Origin of the sequence: Streptomyces sp. NBC_01077 (assembly GCF_045162855.1) — a bacterium.
Lineage (GTDB): Bacteria > Actinomycetota > Actinomycetes > Streptomycetales > Streptomycetaceae > Streptomyces.
Window position 1 is genome coordinate 222,794 of the sequence record NZ_CP108669.1, and the last position, 15,325, is coordinate 238,118.

The following is a 15,325-nucleotide window of genomic DNA, read 5'->3' on the forward strand; positions in this document are numbered from 1 at the left end:
ACCGCGGGGTGGGGTGCCTCTATGTCCTTCGTCAAGGCATCCCTGTCGGGTTTGGGGTGATTCGGCTTGTTGGGGTCATGCTGCGAGTTCGACGTCCGCGGGCGGGCGGGATTCGTAGAAGGTGCCGTCGCGGAGCATGGCGAACAGGACGCTGATGCGGTGGCGGGCGAGGCGGAGGAGGGCTTGGGTGTGGGTTTTGCCGCGGGCGCGTTGCTTGTCGTAGTAGGTGCGGGAGGCGGGATCGGCGTTCATGCAGGCGAAGGCGGAGAGGAACATGGCGCGTTTGAGCTGCCAGTTTCCGCCTCGGGGCGCGTGTTCGCCGTGGATCGAGGTCCCCGACGACTTCGTCGTGGGTGCGAGTCCGGCGTAGGAGGCCAGGTGGGCGGCGCTCGGGAAGCTGGTGCCGTCGCCGACGGTGACCAGCAGGACGGCGGCGGTCCTGACGCCGACGCCGGGCATCGACGTCAGGACCTTGGAAAGAGGGTGGGCCTCCAGCAGGCTGTTGATCTGGGCTTCCATCGCCCGGCGCTGGGTGTGGACGGCGGCGAGCTGGCTGGCCAGGGAAGGGATCACGATGTCCAGAGTGCCGGTCCCGGGCACCACCACGGTCTGCTCGTCCAGAGCGTCGAAGACCTCGTCGACCAGCCGTGCGGCCATGCGCGGGGCCTTGGGGCGGATCAGCTCGACGAGTCTGCGGCGTCCGGCTTTGCGCAGGGCGGCCGGGGAGCCGTAGCGCTCCAGCAGCCAGGTCACGGCCTGGTGGTCCAGGCGCGGCCCGAGGACGCGTTCCAGGCTGGGGTGGAACTGGGTGAGCAGGCCGCGTATCCGGTTGGAGGTGCGGGTGGCCTCGGCGGCGAGGTCCTGGCCGAAGCCGGTCAGCACGGTCAGCTCGGCGGTGATCTCGTCGGTGAGTTCCAGCGAACGCAGGGTGTGCGGCATCGTCCGCGCGGCGTCCGCGATCACGGCCGCGTCCTTCGCGTCGGTCTTGGCCTCGCCGGGGTAGAGGTCGGCGATCCGGCGCATGGCCAGGCCGGGCAGGTAGGCGACGCGGCAGCCGGCGTCGCGGGCGACGGTCAGCGGCAGGGCGCCGATGGAGGCGGGCTGGTCCACGATGACCAGGACGGTGCCGAACTTTGCGGTCAGCTTCTCGAAGACGGCCCGCAGCTTCGGCTCGCTGTTGGGCAGCGGCTTGTCGAAGACCTTCTTCCCGGCCGGGGTCAGTCCGTGGCCGTGGTGAGCGGACTTGCCGACGTCCAGGCCGAGGAACACGCCCACGTCTTCGATCTCGAACATCGCTCCCTTTCAAGGGTGTTGGCGGTACCGGCCTCGGCTCGGGTGTCGTGCTCGCGCATCCACGTTATGCAGACCTGCCGCCCGCGAACCGTCCGGCATTGCGCCGGACTGGGCGGTGGCCGGACCTCTGATCAGCGTCTCCGACGAACACCCCCGGACCCGGTGACACCACCCCCCAGGTCATGCCTTCGACAGGGGGACACAGTCATGCCGGACCCGGAGGCCAGCGGCCCTCTTGCAGGACCGCGAAGAACATAACGGGGAGAGAGAGATCGCGGCACGAACTCTTACGGGCCTGGAGCGCCCCGGACCGGGCGACCGGACCCGCGGCCCGGACCGTGAGTGACGCCCTGGCCGAGGACACCGTCCGGACGCTGGCCACCATCACCAAAGGGGCAGGAAAGCGTCTGCTGGCCCCAGAGGGGCTTTACGGCACAAAATGCTGGCCCTCATCGCCCGAAGCCAGCTTCGGAGCCGTCGACCGCGCCATGGGGGCCCTCGGACTGGCCAGCGTGGTGCGAGGGAAGAAACCCAGAACTACCGTCCCCAACCCAGTCGGCAGCCTGGCTGCGTACCTGCTGAACAGGGACTCCACCGCGCCGACCGCGGCCCAGAAGCGGATCGCCGACTTCACCTACCTCGCGTTCATCGTGGACTGCTTCTCCCACCAGACCGTGGGCTGGCACGCTTTCCGTGAAGCGGAACGTGGAGCTGGTCGACGCGCCGCTCAGGTCGCCGCGATCACGAGGGCACCCGTGCCGGCGGGACCAGCTCACATGCCACTCGGTCGCAATATACGAGCGTACGGTTCAACATCTCCGGCCCGAGGGCATCAGTCCCTCGGTCGGAAGCGCCCGCCACGCCGGACGCCGCCGAGGGCTTCTCCTGGCCGGTCGACGCCGCCTGCGAAGGACGAGCCCTGGCCGTCTCGAGCAACCTCCACCCGTCCGGTTTCGACGAGATCACGCCCATGACCCTCGCCGCTGCGGGCGTCGACCGGCTCCTCCGCCACGCTCACATCGTGGTCACCGATTCGCTCCGGGGAGAACTGAGAAGCTATTGAAACCAGTTGAGCAGTCTCAGCTTTCGCAGATCCGCATGTCGGCGGTGATCCAGTAGCACGGTGTCGTGGACAGCTGGCGGCCAGCGAGAGGGGCGGTGGCGACGGAGGCCGGGTATCTCGTCTGCGGGGGATGATCGATTTACCGCAAGTTCGAGGGCCTCCTTTCTCCCGCGCGAGTCTACGCGGGACCAAGGTTCAGCGGCGCAGGGCTTCTACTGGCTGGATCTGCGAGGCTCGCAGTGCCGGGTACAAGCCGGCCACGATACCTGTGAGCAGTCCGATTCCGGGGGCTGCTGCTACGGTCAGGGGGTGGATCACCGGTGTCCAATCGCGGGCTACAGCGACTGCGACAACCGTCATCGTTCCCAGGCTCGTACCCACGATGCCACCGAGTGTGCCCAGCGCAGCAGACTCGGCCAGGAATTGGGCGACGATGTGGTGGGCTCGTGCCCCCAACGCACGGCGCAGCCCGATCTCGCCGGTCCGCTCCAGTACGGCGACGAGCGTGGTGTTGGCGATTCCGACCGCGCCAATGATCAGGCAGATCGTGGCGAGGAGGAGGAACAGCTGGCTGAGGTCGTTGTTCACCCCGCTTCTCAGGCTGCGTGGGTCCGGGGGTGGGGTCGCTTTCAGGTACTCCGGGTGGTCAGGGCGCAATGCGATCGGTACCTGCTGGGCAACCTGCGTCGCTGCGCCGATCTTGGTGGATATCAGCATGCTGGCGGGTTCGTCGCGTGGTGGTCCCCAGATCGCCTCGGCCGTAGCCCTCGGTATGGCTACGGATAGCAGCAGTTCGGCCTTGCGTTCGACGTCATCGACTATTCCGATGACGGTGAACGGTTGCTCGCCGATGAAGACAGCTGGTTGGGCGGTCAGGGTGGTGATGCCGAGCTGAGCAGCGACGGCCGACCCGATGACCGCTACTTGCTCGGCTCGCCGCTCATGGAAGTCGTCGTAGATCCGCCCCTGTTGGAGATGGGGGACGGCAGCGCGAAAGGCTCCCGCCGACACCGCCATGACGCTGGTTGTCTCACCGCTGTCGGAGGTAGCGGCCAGCGATGGCCTCACGGCAGTGCGGGTGTCCGTCCTTACTGTCCAGAAGACTCCTGCCTCGCGTACGCCCGGCAACCTTGCGACTCGATCGTCGGCGTCTATCGGAAAGGCGGGATCGGCAAACTGGTTGACCTTCTTCGCCACGTCCTCGACAGTCACTTCGGTTGCCGTGAGTACCGAGAACCTTGTGTCGATCTGCGAGGAGGCGGTCGCTGTAAGTCCCAGGATCGCGACGAATGCGCCAACGCCCAAGACTGTGCCTAATGCTGTCAGAATCGCCCGGGCGGGCCGCTGCAGAATCCCTGTAAGTGCCTCGGACATGAGGTCACGCAGGGTGATGGTAGATGGCTTCCGCTTGGCTGCCGTTGATCGCCTCATGTGGCAGCCCTTTCATATAGAGCTCCGTCGCGGATTGAGATGGTTCGATCGCCGTGCTCGGCGACCGTCTGGTCATGGGTGATGACCACAATCGTCATGCCGTCCGCGTGAAGTTCGTCAAGTAGTGCCAGGACTGCCTCAGCGCTGGCCGAATCGAGGTTACCGGTCGGCTCGTCGCACAGCAGCAGTGAGGGCGTGGCCGCCACCGCACGGGCTATGGCGACACGTTGTCGCTCGCCTCCGGAGAGTCTGGACGAGAGGGCTCCCATCCGGTGGGCGAGCCCGACCCGTATCAGGGCTTCACGGGCGCGACAGATGCGATCAGCACGGGGAACTCCGCTGTACATCATGCCGAGCGCCACGTTCTCTTCAGCGGTGCGGTGGGGCATCAGGTGGAAGGATTGGAAGACAAAGCCGATGCGCTGGCCCCGCAGGGCTGTACGTTCTGATTCCTTGAGAGCTGCTGTGTCGATGCCGTCGAAATGATAGGAACCGTGGGTAAGGGTATCCAGCAAACCTGCGATGTTGAGGAATGTCGACTTACCGGAGCCGGATGGGCCGACCACGGTGACGAACTCGCCTCGCTCGATGGTCAGGTTGCACTGTCTCAGCGCCACGACAGGAGGTGGGCCAGCGTACGTCAGACCGACCTGCCGTAATTCGATCACAGGTGGATGCTGGGTGCTCACTTGCCGTCCTCCCCCGTTGTGTCGCCCCTGTCGGCCCCGACGACCACCTCGTCGCCCTCTCGCAGGGTCTCGCCGGCTGAAGGAGACACGGCTATGAAGCCGTCGCCCGACGTGCTTGCTTTCACGACGACGCGCCGCTGCGCGCCGCTGTCCTCCACGACGGTGACAACGCTCTTGCCGTCGGCGCTGGAGGAAATTGCGGACACAGGCACCACGAGGGCCTTGGCCACGGTGGAGGCAGCTTCGACCGTGACCCGCACGTCCTGGCCGGTGAGCGAGCTGGCGATGGCCTGGTTGGGGCGAACGACCATCAGGTATCCACCAGTCTGCTCCGGCGTGCCCGCGTCGCCGTTTCCGCTGTCCGCGTCTTGCCCCTTACCGCTTGCGAGCCGCGTGTTCCCAACTGATACGACGGTGGCTTCCACGTCGTCACCGCTGGACTCCGACAGAACGTGTGCCTTCTGTCCTGCTCTCACCAGATCCTTCTGGTAATTCTGCAGATAGCCGTGTACGACAAGTTCGCCAGAGGACAGGGTGAGTGCAGTATTCGCGACTGCGGCTCCCACCGATGTTGAGACCTGCGTCACCTGTGCCGGAAACTCTCTCACGTAGACGACCTCAGCAGCAGGCAGCATAGGGCCGGAGCTATCACGGAGCTTTGCGAGTTGTCTACGTGCCTTCGCGAGGTCCTCGCCGGCACGGCCGGCGTTCTTGTGCAGATCCCCATCCGGCGTGCTCGCATTCTGGCCAAGAGCGTCCTTCGCGTCCTCCAGGGCGCGCTCAGCAGCGACGACGCCGTCCTCGGCAGCCTCTAGCTGGTCTGCACTCTCAGAGTTGGAGGGGATGGGCTTGTAACCGATCGAATCGTAGAAGGAGTTCAGCGCGCGCTTCGTTCCTGCACCAAAGGTTCCCAGTCCGTCCGAGCCGTACGAATGTCCAAGCATGGACAGGGCCTGCTGCAGCTGTTTCACGTCCTTGCCGACGGTTCCCGGGCTGATGTCTCGGTATGCGGGTAGGCTGCCCTTCAGCACGAAGACAGGTCGCCCCGAGACCTCCAGCACTACCTGACCGGCATTAACTCGACCGCCCATTCGTATCGGCATTCTGGTTGTGACCGGCCGTCCCCCTTCGTTGCCTGCGCCAGTGGGATTCACAAGCACAGATTGACCAGCCGTAACAGTGCCGCGAAGAATCACCGAATCCGTCAGTAGCCGGTGCTCGACCCTCGCCGTTATGACGCCGGGGGGTGGGGCGTCAGTGTCGAGCGCGACCTGGGCGGGAGACTTCACAAGGAACGAGGCAGCCACGCCCGCGGCCGCGAGCAGCATGCCTCCCCCAGCAACTGCGGCGACCCATCGTCGCCGTGTTGCCAGCAGGGATGACCGCCCATTCCTGCGCACCGTAACGTCACTGTGCTCGGCAGCGGCAGACACTCCGCCAGCTTCCTCTACAGAATGGTCGTACATTCACAGTCTCCCTACAGGTGAAACACTCAACCGATCAGCAAGCAGTCACATTGGTCACCCGTCCGCACTTTTGCGCTCGCCCCCAGCAATACTGGAAGCCGCACATCTCGAAGCCACAGACCAATTCTTCAATCCGCGAGCAAATAGATGCGAAATCCGTCATCAACCCGATCGAATCGGATGACCATTTCGTGCGAACTGATGATGCTGCCGACCCAGCCGAGCGAGGTACAGGAAGGGCGCTCTTCGCCTGCACGGCAAGCGCAACAATGCAGGAAGTCTCCGCCTCGGAGAGCGAACTCGATCGATAGCACTCATGCGGTGACCCGGTATATCCGGACGCCCTGGAATCCCTATCGGACATCCTCGGACAATTAAACCACTGCCACCGCGACGACCAGTGGGTACTTAGTACTCAAACGCCGATCATCCAATCGCGATCATGAGCGCTGGCACTGACCCTCGCGGGTCGTCCGATCCTGGAGCGCCGGCAGTCAATCGCCCAGGCGTGCAGCCCTCCCAGCCGGGCTGCCCTCACACCAAGCAACTACTACTCTGCCTGGCTGGCGACGGATCTGAGAAACTCTCATAGCACACTCTGGAGAATTGCAATACCTCACATCACCTCTGGGGCCGCCTCCAAGATACACAAAACACCGGGGCCGAAACAGGTGTATGGATTCTAAAACTCTCCGTAGGCATGGCCTCGCGAAGAACTTAAGCCTCCAGCTTCTACACCTGCATGTGAGGCCCGGTCGCGGACGGTTTGCCATGAGTAGCCACCGGTGAATCGAAGCGGTTCCACCGGCGCGTTGGCAACAGAAGGAGAAACATAGATGAGGATCGGAAGACCAACTGCTGCACTTTCGGTGCTTCTGGCCACTGCGTGTGGTGCAGCCGAAACCGGCGATTCACCGCCTCCTATCGGCGAGGTCAAAAAGGTGATGTCCGCAAACGACATCTCCCTGCCTCTAGACGCCTATGACCTTACTTCCGAGGAACGGAGCGCTCTTCAGCAGGTATACGACCTCATGGGTACTGCGTGTATGAAAGAAAAGGGCTTTAAGGTTACTATGCCCGAGCGTCGCCCAGAGGACGCGGAATCCATCTACGGCCGACGCTATTTCATCATCAACATGGCCGAAGCAGAACGATACGGATATCGACCGTCGAGAATGATGGAGAAAAAGGAGAAGCAATCTCCTTCAGGTCTCGAGTCGAAAGCCGCCTTGACCGCCTGGCTCGGGCATGACCCTGACGATGAAAGCCAAGACCCGAACTCCGGGAAGGGATGCGGAGCAGCCGCGCACTCGATCCTGGAAGAGGGTGTAGGGCAGGACTCGGATGTGGTGATACATGAGCTGAGCGCCGAATCCTGGCATAGGAGCGAGGAAGACAGCCGTATGCAGAAGGTCTTCAAGGCGTGGAGCTCCTGCATGGCGAAATATGGATTTGAGTACACAACCCCGATCCAGTCCAACAATGATAAGCGCTGGCAGCAGAAGGTTGTATCCGATCTTGAAATAGCGACCGCGAAGGCTGATATTTCATGCAAGCAGAAGACCAACCTTCCGGGAATGTGGCTCGCTTTGGAGAGTGCATATCAGAAGCGTGCGATAGAAACGCATTCAGAGGCTCTTCGCATCAGGCGTGAGGCCTGGGACAAGCGGATGAGGAACGCTCACAAGGCGCTCGGCGGCTAACCACGGACTCCGAGCGCGAGCGCGTCTAGAGTTACACTCCGGCAAGGTTGATCAAGGGGTCCACGAGTCGGTCGATGAAGGTCGGCTCGTGGGCTTCGCGCCGGCTCCCACCGAGGGGCCATGGCGTGGGAGGGGTACCTCAATTCCCCCTCCGCACATAATGCCTGCCTCCGCGGCCATCGCAACGGTTGCAAATGAACGTGAGCCCGGAGGGATGCCAGATCCGAGTGATCGCCGCTCTCCCAAAAGGTCCCCCACACCGCGCGGGCCATCCACGAGCACGTACCGCTGCATCACTGCCAGCCTGGGCTTGTTCGAATGCGTCAGGCGGCGCCGGGTCCCTGAGCTCTTCTTCAGCGTTGCTTCTCCAGGGTGTGACGGGAGTCTATTGGGGCTGGCGCGTGCCTTTCGGAAGGATCTGCCAGACCTTGAGGCGTCCAAGGCTCATGTCAATGCTCCCGCTGATCCGGAACCCGGCAGGGATCAGGGCCAGAGTGTCGTACTTGTGCAGGTACACCGGCGTCACGAGAGCCGCCGGGAGGCCGGCAGCTTGAACCGGCAGCCACCCCTCACGGGTGACGATCAGCATCGTGACACACGCCACGAGAGAATGCGCAAGCTTCAGTTCGGCAGGACACGCCACCAACCAGGCTCCTTGGCGCACGAGTTGAGATGTCAAATCTCTGCTCAACCGCCCGGGAGTTGTCCGTCACGAGCCCTCGCCGGCCACCCCGTCAGTGCCCAACTCGAAGAAGCTCACTGAGGCGTTTTCATCCTGAATAGCTGCAGGTCAGCAGGGTGTGGATGGCCTGAACGATGGTGCTGATGCGGCGGGTGGAGCATCTGGCTCGCCGGAGCAGTCTCCAGGACTTCAGCTGGGCGAAGGCGCGTTCGCCGGGGGCGCGGAGCCGGGCGTGGTCGTGGTTGAACTGCTGGTAGTGGGCGGGCTGTTCGCGGTGGCGGTAGTAGGGGGTGCGGACGGTGGCGCCGGCGCCTTGGTAGGCGCGGTCCGCGAGGACGAGGATGTGCCTGGTGAGGCAGGCCTGGGTGATGCCGTGGGCACGGGCGGCGGTCAGGTCGTGGGTGCGTCCCGGCGTGGCCCGGGAGAACCAGAGCGGTGTGCCGTCCGGCCGGGCGATGACCTGGACGTTCATGCCGTGCTGCTTGTGCTTCTGTGAGTAGTACGCTCGTCCGCCGCGATTCGGTCGGTGGCGATCAGGGTGCCGTCGACGATGACGAAGTCGCCCTCGCCCAGCCCGGTCAGGGCCTCGTGCAGGCCCGGCGCCCACGCCGCGAGGACGTCCAGGGTCTCGTCGACGTAGCGCCAGGCCGTCGCGGTCGAGACGCCGAACCCGGCCGCGAGCTGGGCGAACGTCTCGTTCTTCCGCAGATGGGCCAGGACGAGCAGCGCCTGCTTGAAGCAACCGAGCCGTCTCCACGGCGAGTTCAGTTCACGCCTTCGGGCGTAGATGAGCCAGGAGACATGCTCGACGAGCTCGTACGGGACGTCGGGCATGGAAGGATATAGAACCAACAGGGCCCCTCGGTCGCCGGTGTGATGAGTGAGATCACCACGCAAACGACCAGGGGCCCTGCCCCGTCACACCCCCGCCCACCAGGTCATTCCACCCTCCCGGCACAGGATGAAAACACCTCACTGAGATGCTCGACGGCGCACCCACGCGTGTCGTCGAGGACTTTCCCGGCATTCCGAGCCAATCTGTTCATAGTCGGCCGGTGGATCCGGTCTGGACTCGCATGACCGGCCTCCTGCGCCAGAGCCCAGCCCTTCCTCCGCCCCAACCCAGCGATCAAGGCGTGCATATATGCCATCGCCGACTCGCGAAGCTCAAACCTGGCGAAACGGTACACGAACCGCTCATGCAGAGCCTTCAGTTCACCAGCCCACGACCGGCATCGCCGCGACCCGCCGATGAACAGATCAACGACCCACCTGCCCGACCGGCACGGCAGACCGTTCCAGTATCAGCAGCAAGCTGAGCACCAGGGAGTCGCCTTGAGTGACCCATGTCAGCGCCACCGCGCAGGCTCGCATGTAACTATAAGTGATGCCCCGACCACATATGAATGAGTATCAATTACTCATGGATCTCTACTGCAGTGCGCACAGGCTCTGTTGTGCGGTATCGGGCCAGAACCCCCGTCTGGCACGGGAGCCGCGGCGAGCCTGCCGCACACCAATAGGCGTGGTGTGCGGCAGCGCGCGTGATCTGGCCGCCGCTACATGGCCAGATCGAGGATGCTGAAGACTGAAGAGGGTTAGGGAGCTGAGAAAGTTGGATCCGGCCCGACGTGGCGAAGTGTCGACAACGGTCGGAGTGCCCCTGTCGTCTCGCAGTCCTGCAGGCCCTACCTCAATTGGTAGGTGCGCACCGCAGGCCCACTCGGCCATCGGCGGTGGCGAGGGCTCTTTTGCACTACCCGCGCAGGAAGTGGAGTTGGTAGGGCGCCAGGTCGAGTTGGCCAGGCTTGTACGCTTGCTTGCCCAGCGCAGTCACCATAGCGGCGTACTGCTGGCTGGCGCCTCAGGTACAGGTAAGACCCGACTGGCGGCGGAAGCGCTTCGGGAACTTGGGTCGGAGATCGAAGTCGTTCCGGTGGTGGCGGCTTGGCCAGACCGTGATCGTCTCACCGAGGAAGAGCGATTCCAGCAGACCCCATCGGAAGCACATGCCAATGGCCTGCCAGCGTGGGAGCTCAGGCAAGCACTTGAATCGATCCGTAACCGGCAGCGCAGTGTCGTGCTCTTGATCGATGATGCTCACCTGCTTGAACCAGCCGCAGCCGCTCTCGTCCTCGAGCTGGCCCAGCGGCGTTCCGTTCGCATGCTGTTGACCCTGAACACCGACGAACCTGCTCCCATGGCGATCACTACGCTATGGAAGGATGACCACCTGCACCGGATGGACATCGGACCGTTGAATGTCACCGCCACGCGTCGCCTGGTTGCTGCACTCTCCGGACGGCGCCTGGCACACAAGACGGCAGCATCGCTCGCCCGGCTGGCGCAGGGAAACCCTCAGCTCCTGCGTGAGCTGATTCGGGCAGCAACGAAGCATCACCTTTTCGAGCCCTCGCCGGCAGGCTGGACCCTGTCCGGCCAGATTCCCCTTTCTGTGCCGCTGTGTGAACTGCTCACGCGAAAGATCAGCCGTCTGCGCCCAGACGCCTTGGAGGTCCTTGAGCGTGTAGTGGTCGCCGAGCCTGTGCCGCTCCCTCGACTAGAGGCCGTCGCTACCCAGGACAGCCTGCTCAACCTGGAGGACGAAGGGTTCATCCGTGTGACCCCCTCAGCATCACTGGGGCTTCACACAGCACCGTTGGTCGAGGTGGCTCATCCCTTGATCGGCTATGCAATCGACCACACTCTTCCTGTTCTACGCCGGCGCGCCCATCTCGAAGCATGGCTCAAGGCGTACCCAGCGCTGGAGCAGTGCGCAGGGCAGGACGCCGTCACTGTTGCCAGCTGGATGCTGGAGACAGGAACGCCTATCTGCTCAGACGAACTGTTGCGGGCTGCCCAGTGTGCAGAAGAGGTCCAGGATCTGGATGGTGCATCCCTTCTGACTGCAGCCGCCTGGAGCATCTCCCCGTCTCCCAAGACGGCTGCTGCGCATGCACGTGCGCTCATCGCACTCGCGGACTTCACCACTGCCGCAGAGGTGCTGGACGCTGCTGAGGCTACCGTCTCGCCAAATTGGGAACTCACGGCTGCTCGGGCCCGTAGTTGCCTTCTTCAGGGACGTTTCGACGCCGCTGAGTCCGTGATCGCCCGCCTTCCAGAAGATCAACGACGCCTCTACATGGGGATGGCTGCCTACTTTCAGGGGGCGATTGGCACTGCCCTCGAGCTGTGCCGACCCCTGGTCGAAGATCCGACGTCCGATCAATACCTGGAGGCCGCGATCTTCTATATGGCTTCCTTGCTCCACGCCGGCCGTCCCCAGGACGCCTTAACGATCTACAAACGGCTCCCCGCCAGCCCCGAGAAGCGGAGGTTTTTCCACGGGGACTCGCTCAAACAGATCTACGCTGTCATGATTGCCGACCTGGGCCAGCTCAGTGACGCCGTCGCTCATCTCACACAGGCCCATCGCAGTGCTGTCAGGGACGGCCGGGCCCGCATTGATGCCCAGCGTGGCCTTGCCCTTGGTGCTGTCCTACTGGAGAGAGGCCGACCTCGCGAGGCATTGAACCTGCTCACCTTTCATCCTTCCTACCAGGTCGGGTGGCAGCTTTGGCATGACCGAGCCCGCACCCTGAGGACACTCGCCACAGTGACGCTCGGTCGAAATAACGAGGTAGACCTGCCGGAAGAAAATCCCAGCCACTTCCTGATCTTCCAGCAAGTCGCCCAGGCATGGATCAGTTCGCTTGACGGCAATCGAGAACGCTCTGCCGCAATCCTCATCCGTGCCGCCGAAACTGCCGTGAAACAAGGAGCGTACGCGCATGTAGCCATCGCAGTGCATGAGATGGCACGCATCGGCGTGGCCGCAGAATCTAGTCCGTACTGGCAGACGCAACTACAAGGGGCATACCTCAACGCCCGCATCAACTATGCTCGCGGCCTCGCCACAGATAACATCGCGATGCTGCGACGGGCGGCCGAAGCCTTCGCCAACAGTGGGGCCGAACTCTACGGAGCAGAAGCATATGCTGAACTCTCTCGTTTGCTGCGTCGAACCGGTCAGGGGAGGGCAGCCACTGCAGCGACCCGGCGTGCGCAGGAGCTCGCAGAGCGATGTGAGGGAGCGAAGACGCCAGCGCTGTGGCTGTTGAGTTCCAGCGAGCCGCTCACTTCGCGAGAGCAAGAACTCGTCACGCTCGTTGCTCAAGGACACAGCGACAAAGAGATCGCGCAGCAGCTCACCCTGTCGGTCCGCACCGTGAGTAACCATCTCTACCGGGTGTATCGAAAACTGGGAATCACCAATCGCCGTGCACTCCAGCAGCAGGTCGGCCTTGCGCCGCGTAGCCCCGGTTCGGAGGAATAGGGCTGCTTCCCTCGGATCGTCGGATCGCCGGGCCCTAAGGGCTCGCAGAGAATAAACTTGCGTGTTTTAGGCCTTGACACAGCAGGTCAGCGCGTTGCTCGTCCGCGTGTTGTTCTTCTGCGAGCCCTAACGAGCTCGTGCATGGTTGGCCGCTGGTGCCTGGTGAGGTCTGGTTCCGCTCCGGTGTTCACATTCGCTGACCAGCCATGAGGATGGTGGTCTGTTGGTGCGACAGCAGCCCGGCGATGGCTTGGATGGTGTCGGTCATGTGCTCGCAGCAGCCGTGGTGGCGAGCGAGGGCTCGCCAGTTCTTCAGGTGCGCGATGCCGTGCTTGACGCGGATGCGGCGGGAGGAGTGAGCTTTACGCTGCCGTTCGTGCATCTCCTCGTACCGGTCCGGAGCGTTCTTCTTGAAATTGCGGTGCGGCGGCGCCACGACTCGACCGCCCTCTGGGCACCGAGTCCCTGATAGCCCGCGTCGGCCAGGACCTCCACGGCGGGCCCGTCGGCAAGGAGCTTGACCAGGCCTAACCGTCGGCCATGAGTGATGTCGGCACAGCTCGCCGGCTCGGCCGGGCTGTCGGAACAGAAGCCTGTCGGCGGCGTCCGTGACGACCATGGACTTCACGACGTTCTGCTTGCCTTGCCGGAGATGAACTACTCCCGGCCCTTGCGCCCCGCTGCGGGTCTGCGGACCCGGATCTCGGTGCCGTCGATGATCCCGGTCTGCCCGCTCGCGCCGAGATGCTCAATGAGCATTTTCAGCGTGGCCACCGATCGGGTGATGACCTTGGCGCCCGCAACGGACAGGGCTCCCGGGCCGTTGGGTGAGGTGTTCGAAGTCTCAACCTGCCGGCCCAGGAGCCCTGTTGGTTCCCTATCCTGCCGCACTCGACCTGCCTCATGCGCTGGTCGAGTGGGTCACGATGCTTATCGTCACCCGTGAGGGTGACCGCCGCTGCAAGCTCCCGCCGCACAAGCGCGCCCTCGTCGCTCTCGCCTACCTGCGCAAGCACGACACTCTCGCGCAGATCGCCGCCGGGTTCGGCATATCCGTAGGCACCGCCCACGCCTACACCACCGCCGTCGTGCGGCTCCTCGCCGACCGGGCGCCGGGCCTGCTCAAGACCCTGCGCGAGCACGACCCGGACTACGTGCTCCTGGACGGCACCCTCAGCGAGTGCGACCGCCTGGGCGACGCACGCGCCGATTACTCCCACAAGCACCGGCGCCACGGCGTGAACGTGCAGATAGTCACCGATCCCCAAGGCCAGCTTCTGTGGATCTCGCCGGCCTTGCCGGGCCGCGCTCACGATCTGACCGCCGCACGCACCCACCGCATCATCCGAATCTGCGAACGCCAGGGCGTCCCGATCGTCGCCGACCGCGCCTACATCGGCGCAGGCTCCTGGGTCACCACCGCCATCCGCCGCCCGCCCAACGGCGAACTGTCACCGACCGAACGGACGCTGAACCGGGCACTCGCCCAGGCCCGCGCTCCTGTCGAACGAGGCGTCGCCCGCCTGAAGTCCTGGCGGATCTTCCGCCGGAGCCGCTGCAGCCCGAACCGCACGACGGACATCGCCGCCGCGGTCCTCACCCTGGAGAGGCAACGCTGAAAATGCTCAATGACCTCGGCAAGGGTGAGGAGCTTGACGCCGGGCGCGATGGTGCACCCCTTTCGGGGAGCAGCGGCCGCACCTCACCGATCGCACGCGTGAGGTGCACCGGTCGATACCGAACCAGCAGGCCAGTACGTCATGGGTGGCACCGTGGCGAAGCTGAACGAGAGTGGCCAGCAGCCGATCGACGACTAGCTTGCGCTTCGCCCCTGCGCCCACTGGCCGGTGCCGAGGCAAGCACGGCCTGATGCCGTTTGTGGCACAACGGGCCGACCTTGGCAACGAGTTGCGCGATCACCTCGGGCGACAGCCTCGATTTCGTCGAGCGGAGAGACGCTTCGCGATCGGTGTACGTTTCACGAGTTCAGCGCGGACCTTGAGCGGGACAGCCGGGTCTTCCAGGAGGGACAGGTAGAGGCTGTGGGCACGCCTCGGGTCTCGGCGTTCCAGCCACCGGGCCGCTTCCCGCCTGATCGACTCCTCTTCGTCGGTCACCGCAGTTGCGAGAGCCTGCAAGGACGCAAGGTCAGACCGACGACCCAGACCTCCGACCGCTCGTGCGCGTGTCTGCTGGTCCGAGTGTTTGACGAAGGGAGCCAGCAGGGCGGTTACCTGCGGTAGATGGATGGAGTCGAGAATCATGACCTCCAATGTCGGGCTGCTCCCCAGACGCACCCGGCCAGCTTCGAACTCTTCTAGGTACACAGCAGGGAAAGTGGTCGCCAGCTCGGCTAGCAAGGTTGCCCAGGCGTCGACGATCGGGCGGTCCTCGCGAGATCTCAGGGCAAGGGTGATGGTTTCCGAAGCTGCGCCCTCGTAGTAGATATGAATTGCCCGACGTAGTGCCTTCGGACCTAACTCGGCCAGCCTTCGCATGCTGTCCGTGGTCTCATGTGCGAGCCAGCGGGCGATGGCCTGGTCGGAGTCTGCTTCGGCGGGTTGAACATGGTGTTCTTCTGGGCTCATGCTTGACAGGATACGTGGGCAGTGTTCTATGCAGCAGGCTAGAACGGGTTCGACTCCGATGCATCTCGTTGGCA

General features: G+C 64.0%; 11 protein-coding genes and 2 pseudogenes. 3 read left to right on the top strand and 10 right to left on the bottom strand.

The features are described 5' to 3' along the window. Positions 1 to 75: 75 nt before the first annotated feature. The 4 genes from OG462_RS01045 to OG462_RS01060 form a co-directional block, all read right to left on the bottom strand. Positions 76 to 1,293: an IS110 family transposase gene (locus OG462_RS01045; protein WP_406053581.1), complete on the bottom strand. Its 1,218-nt coding sequence runs from the start codon at positions 1,291 to 1,293 to the stop codon at positions 76 to 78. Positions 1,294 to 2,551: 1,258 nt separating this feature from the next. Next, positions 2,552 to 3,787: an ABC transporter permease gene (locus OG462_RS01050; protein ID WP_406053673.1), complete on the bottom strand. Its 1,236-nt coding sequence runs from the start codon at positions 3,785 to 3,787 to the stop codon at positions 2,552 to 2,554. Further along, positions 3,784 to 4,476, bottom strand: coding sequence for an ABC transporter ATP-binding protein (locus OG462_RS01055; protein ID WP_406053675.1), 693 nt, complete (start codon positions 4,474 to 4,476; stop codon positions 3,784 to 3,786). The genes OG462_RS01050 and OG462_RS01055 overlap by 4 nt, the downstream gene beginning before the upstream one ends. Beyond that, a complete protein-coding gene (locus OG462_RS01060) occupies positions 4,473 to 5,804 on the bottom strand; it encodes a peptidoglycan-binding protein (RefSeq protein ID WP_406053677.1) in 1,332 nt (443 codons plus the stop codon). The genes OG462_RS01055 and OG462_RS01060 overlap by 4 nt, the downstream gene beginning before the upstream one ends. A gap of 974 nt (positions 5,805 to 6,778) precedes the next feature. Here OG462_RS01060 and OG462_RS01065 point away from each other — a divergent pair. Next, entirely contained in the window at positions 6,779 to 7,645 is an 867-nt protein-coding gene (locus OG462_RS01065; RefSeq protein ID WP_406053679.1) for a hypothetical protein, read from the top strand. A 385-nt stretch (positions 7,646 to 8,030) separates the two neighbouring features. Here the strand turns inward: OG462_RS01065 and OG462_RS01070 are convergent, their stop codons facing one another. The 3 genes and pseudogenes from OG462_RS01070 to OG462_RS01080 all read right to left on the bottom strand — a co-directional run. Further along, complete coding sequence (locus OG462_RS01070) at positions 8,031 to 8,234, bottom strand: hypothetical protein (protein ID WP_406053681.1); 204 nt, start codon at positions 8,232 to 8,234, stop codon at positions 8,031 to 8,033. A gap of 181 nt (positions 8,235 to 8,415) precedes the next feature. After that, positions 8,416 to 9,220: pseudogene (locus OG462_RS01075) on the bottom strand (transposase family protein). Positions 9,221 to 9,298: 78 nt separating this feature from the next. Beyond that, positions 9,299 to 9,580 (bottom strand): annotated as a pseudogene (locus tag OG462_RS01080) (IS701 family transposase); the annotation flags it as partial. Between the two features lie 518 nt (positions 9,581 to 10,098). On the opposite strand from OG462_RS01080, the gene OG462_RS01085 reads away from it, so the two are divergent. Continuing rightward, a complete protein-coding gene (locus OG462_RS01085) occupies positions 10,099 to 12,663 on the top strand; it encodes a LuxR C-terminal-related transcriptional regulator (RefSeq protein ID WP_406053683.1) in 2,565 nt (854 codons plus the stop codon). A gap of 187 nt (positions 12,664 to 12,850) precedes the next feature. On the opposite strand, the gene OG462_RS01090 is transcribed toward OG462_RS01085, so the two are convergent. Beyond that, positions 12,851 to 13,099, bottom strand: coding sequence for a transposase (locus OG462_RS01090; RefSeq protein WP_406053684.1), 249 nt, complete (start codon positions 13,097 to 13,099; stop codon positions 12,851 to 12,853). Between the two features lie 433 nt (positions 13,100 to 13,532). On the opposite strand from OG462_RS01090, the gene OG462_RS01095 reads away from it, so the two are divergent. Further along, on the top strand, positions 13,533 to 14,282 hold the full coding sequence (locus OG462_RS01095; RefSeq protein ID WP_406053686.1) for a transposase family protein: 750 nt from the start codon (positions 13,533 to 13,535) through the stop codon (positions 14,280 to 14,282). Positions 14,283 to 14,288: 6 nt separating this feature from the next. Here the strand turns inward: OG462_RS01095 and OG462_RS01100 are convergent, their stop codons facing one another. Further along, entirely contained in the window at positions 14,289 to 14,504 is a 216-nt protein-coding gene (locus OG462_RS01100) for a transposase family protein (protein WP_406053688.1), read from the bottom strand. 75 nt (positions 14,505 to 14,579) lie between these two features. Then, the gene (locus tag OG462_RS01105; RefSeq protein ID WP_406053690.1) at positions 14,580 to 15,251 is read right to left on the bottom strand and encodes a HEAT repeat domain-containing protein; all 672 of its coding nucleotides are present in this window, start codon (positions 15,249 to 15,251) and stop codon (positions 14,580 to 14,582) included. Positions 15,252 to 15,325: the final 74 nt, after the last annotated feature.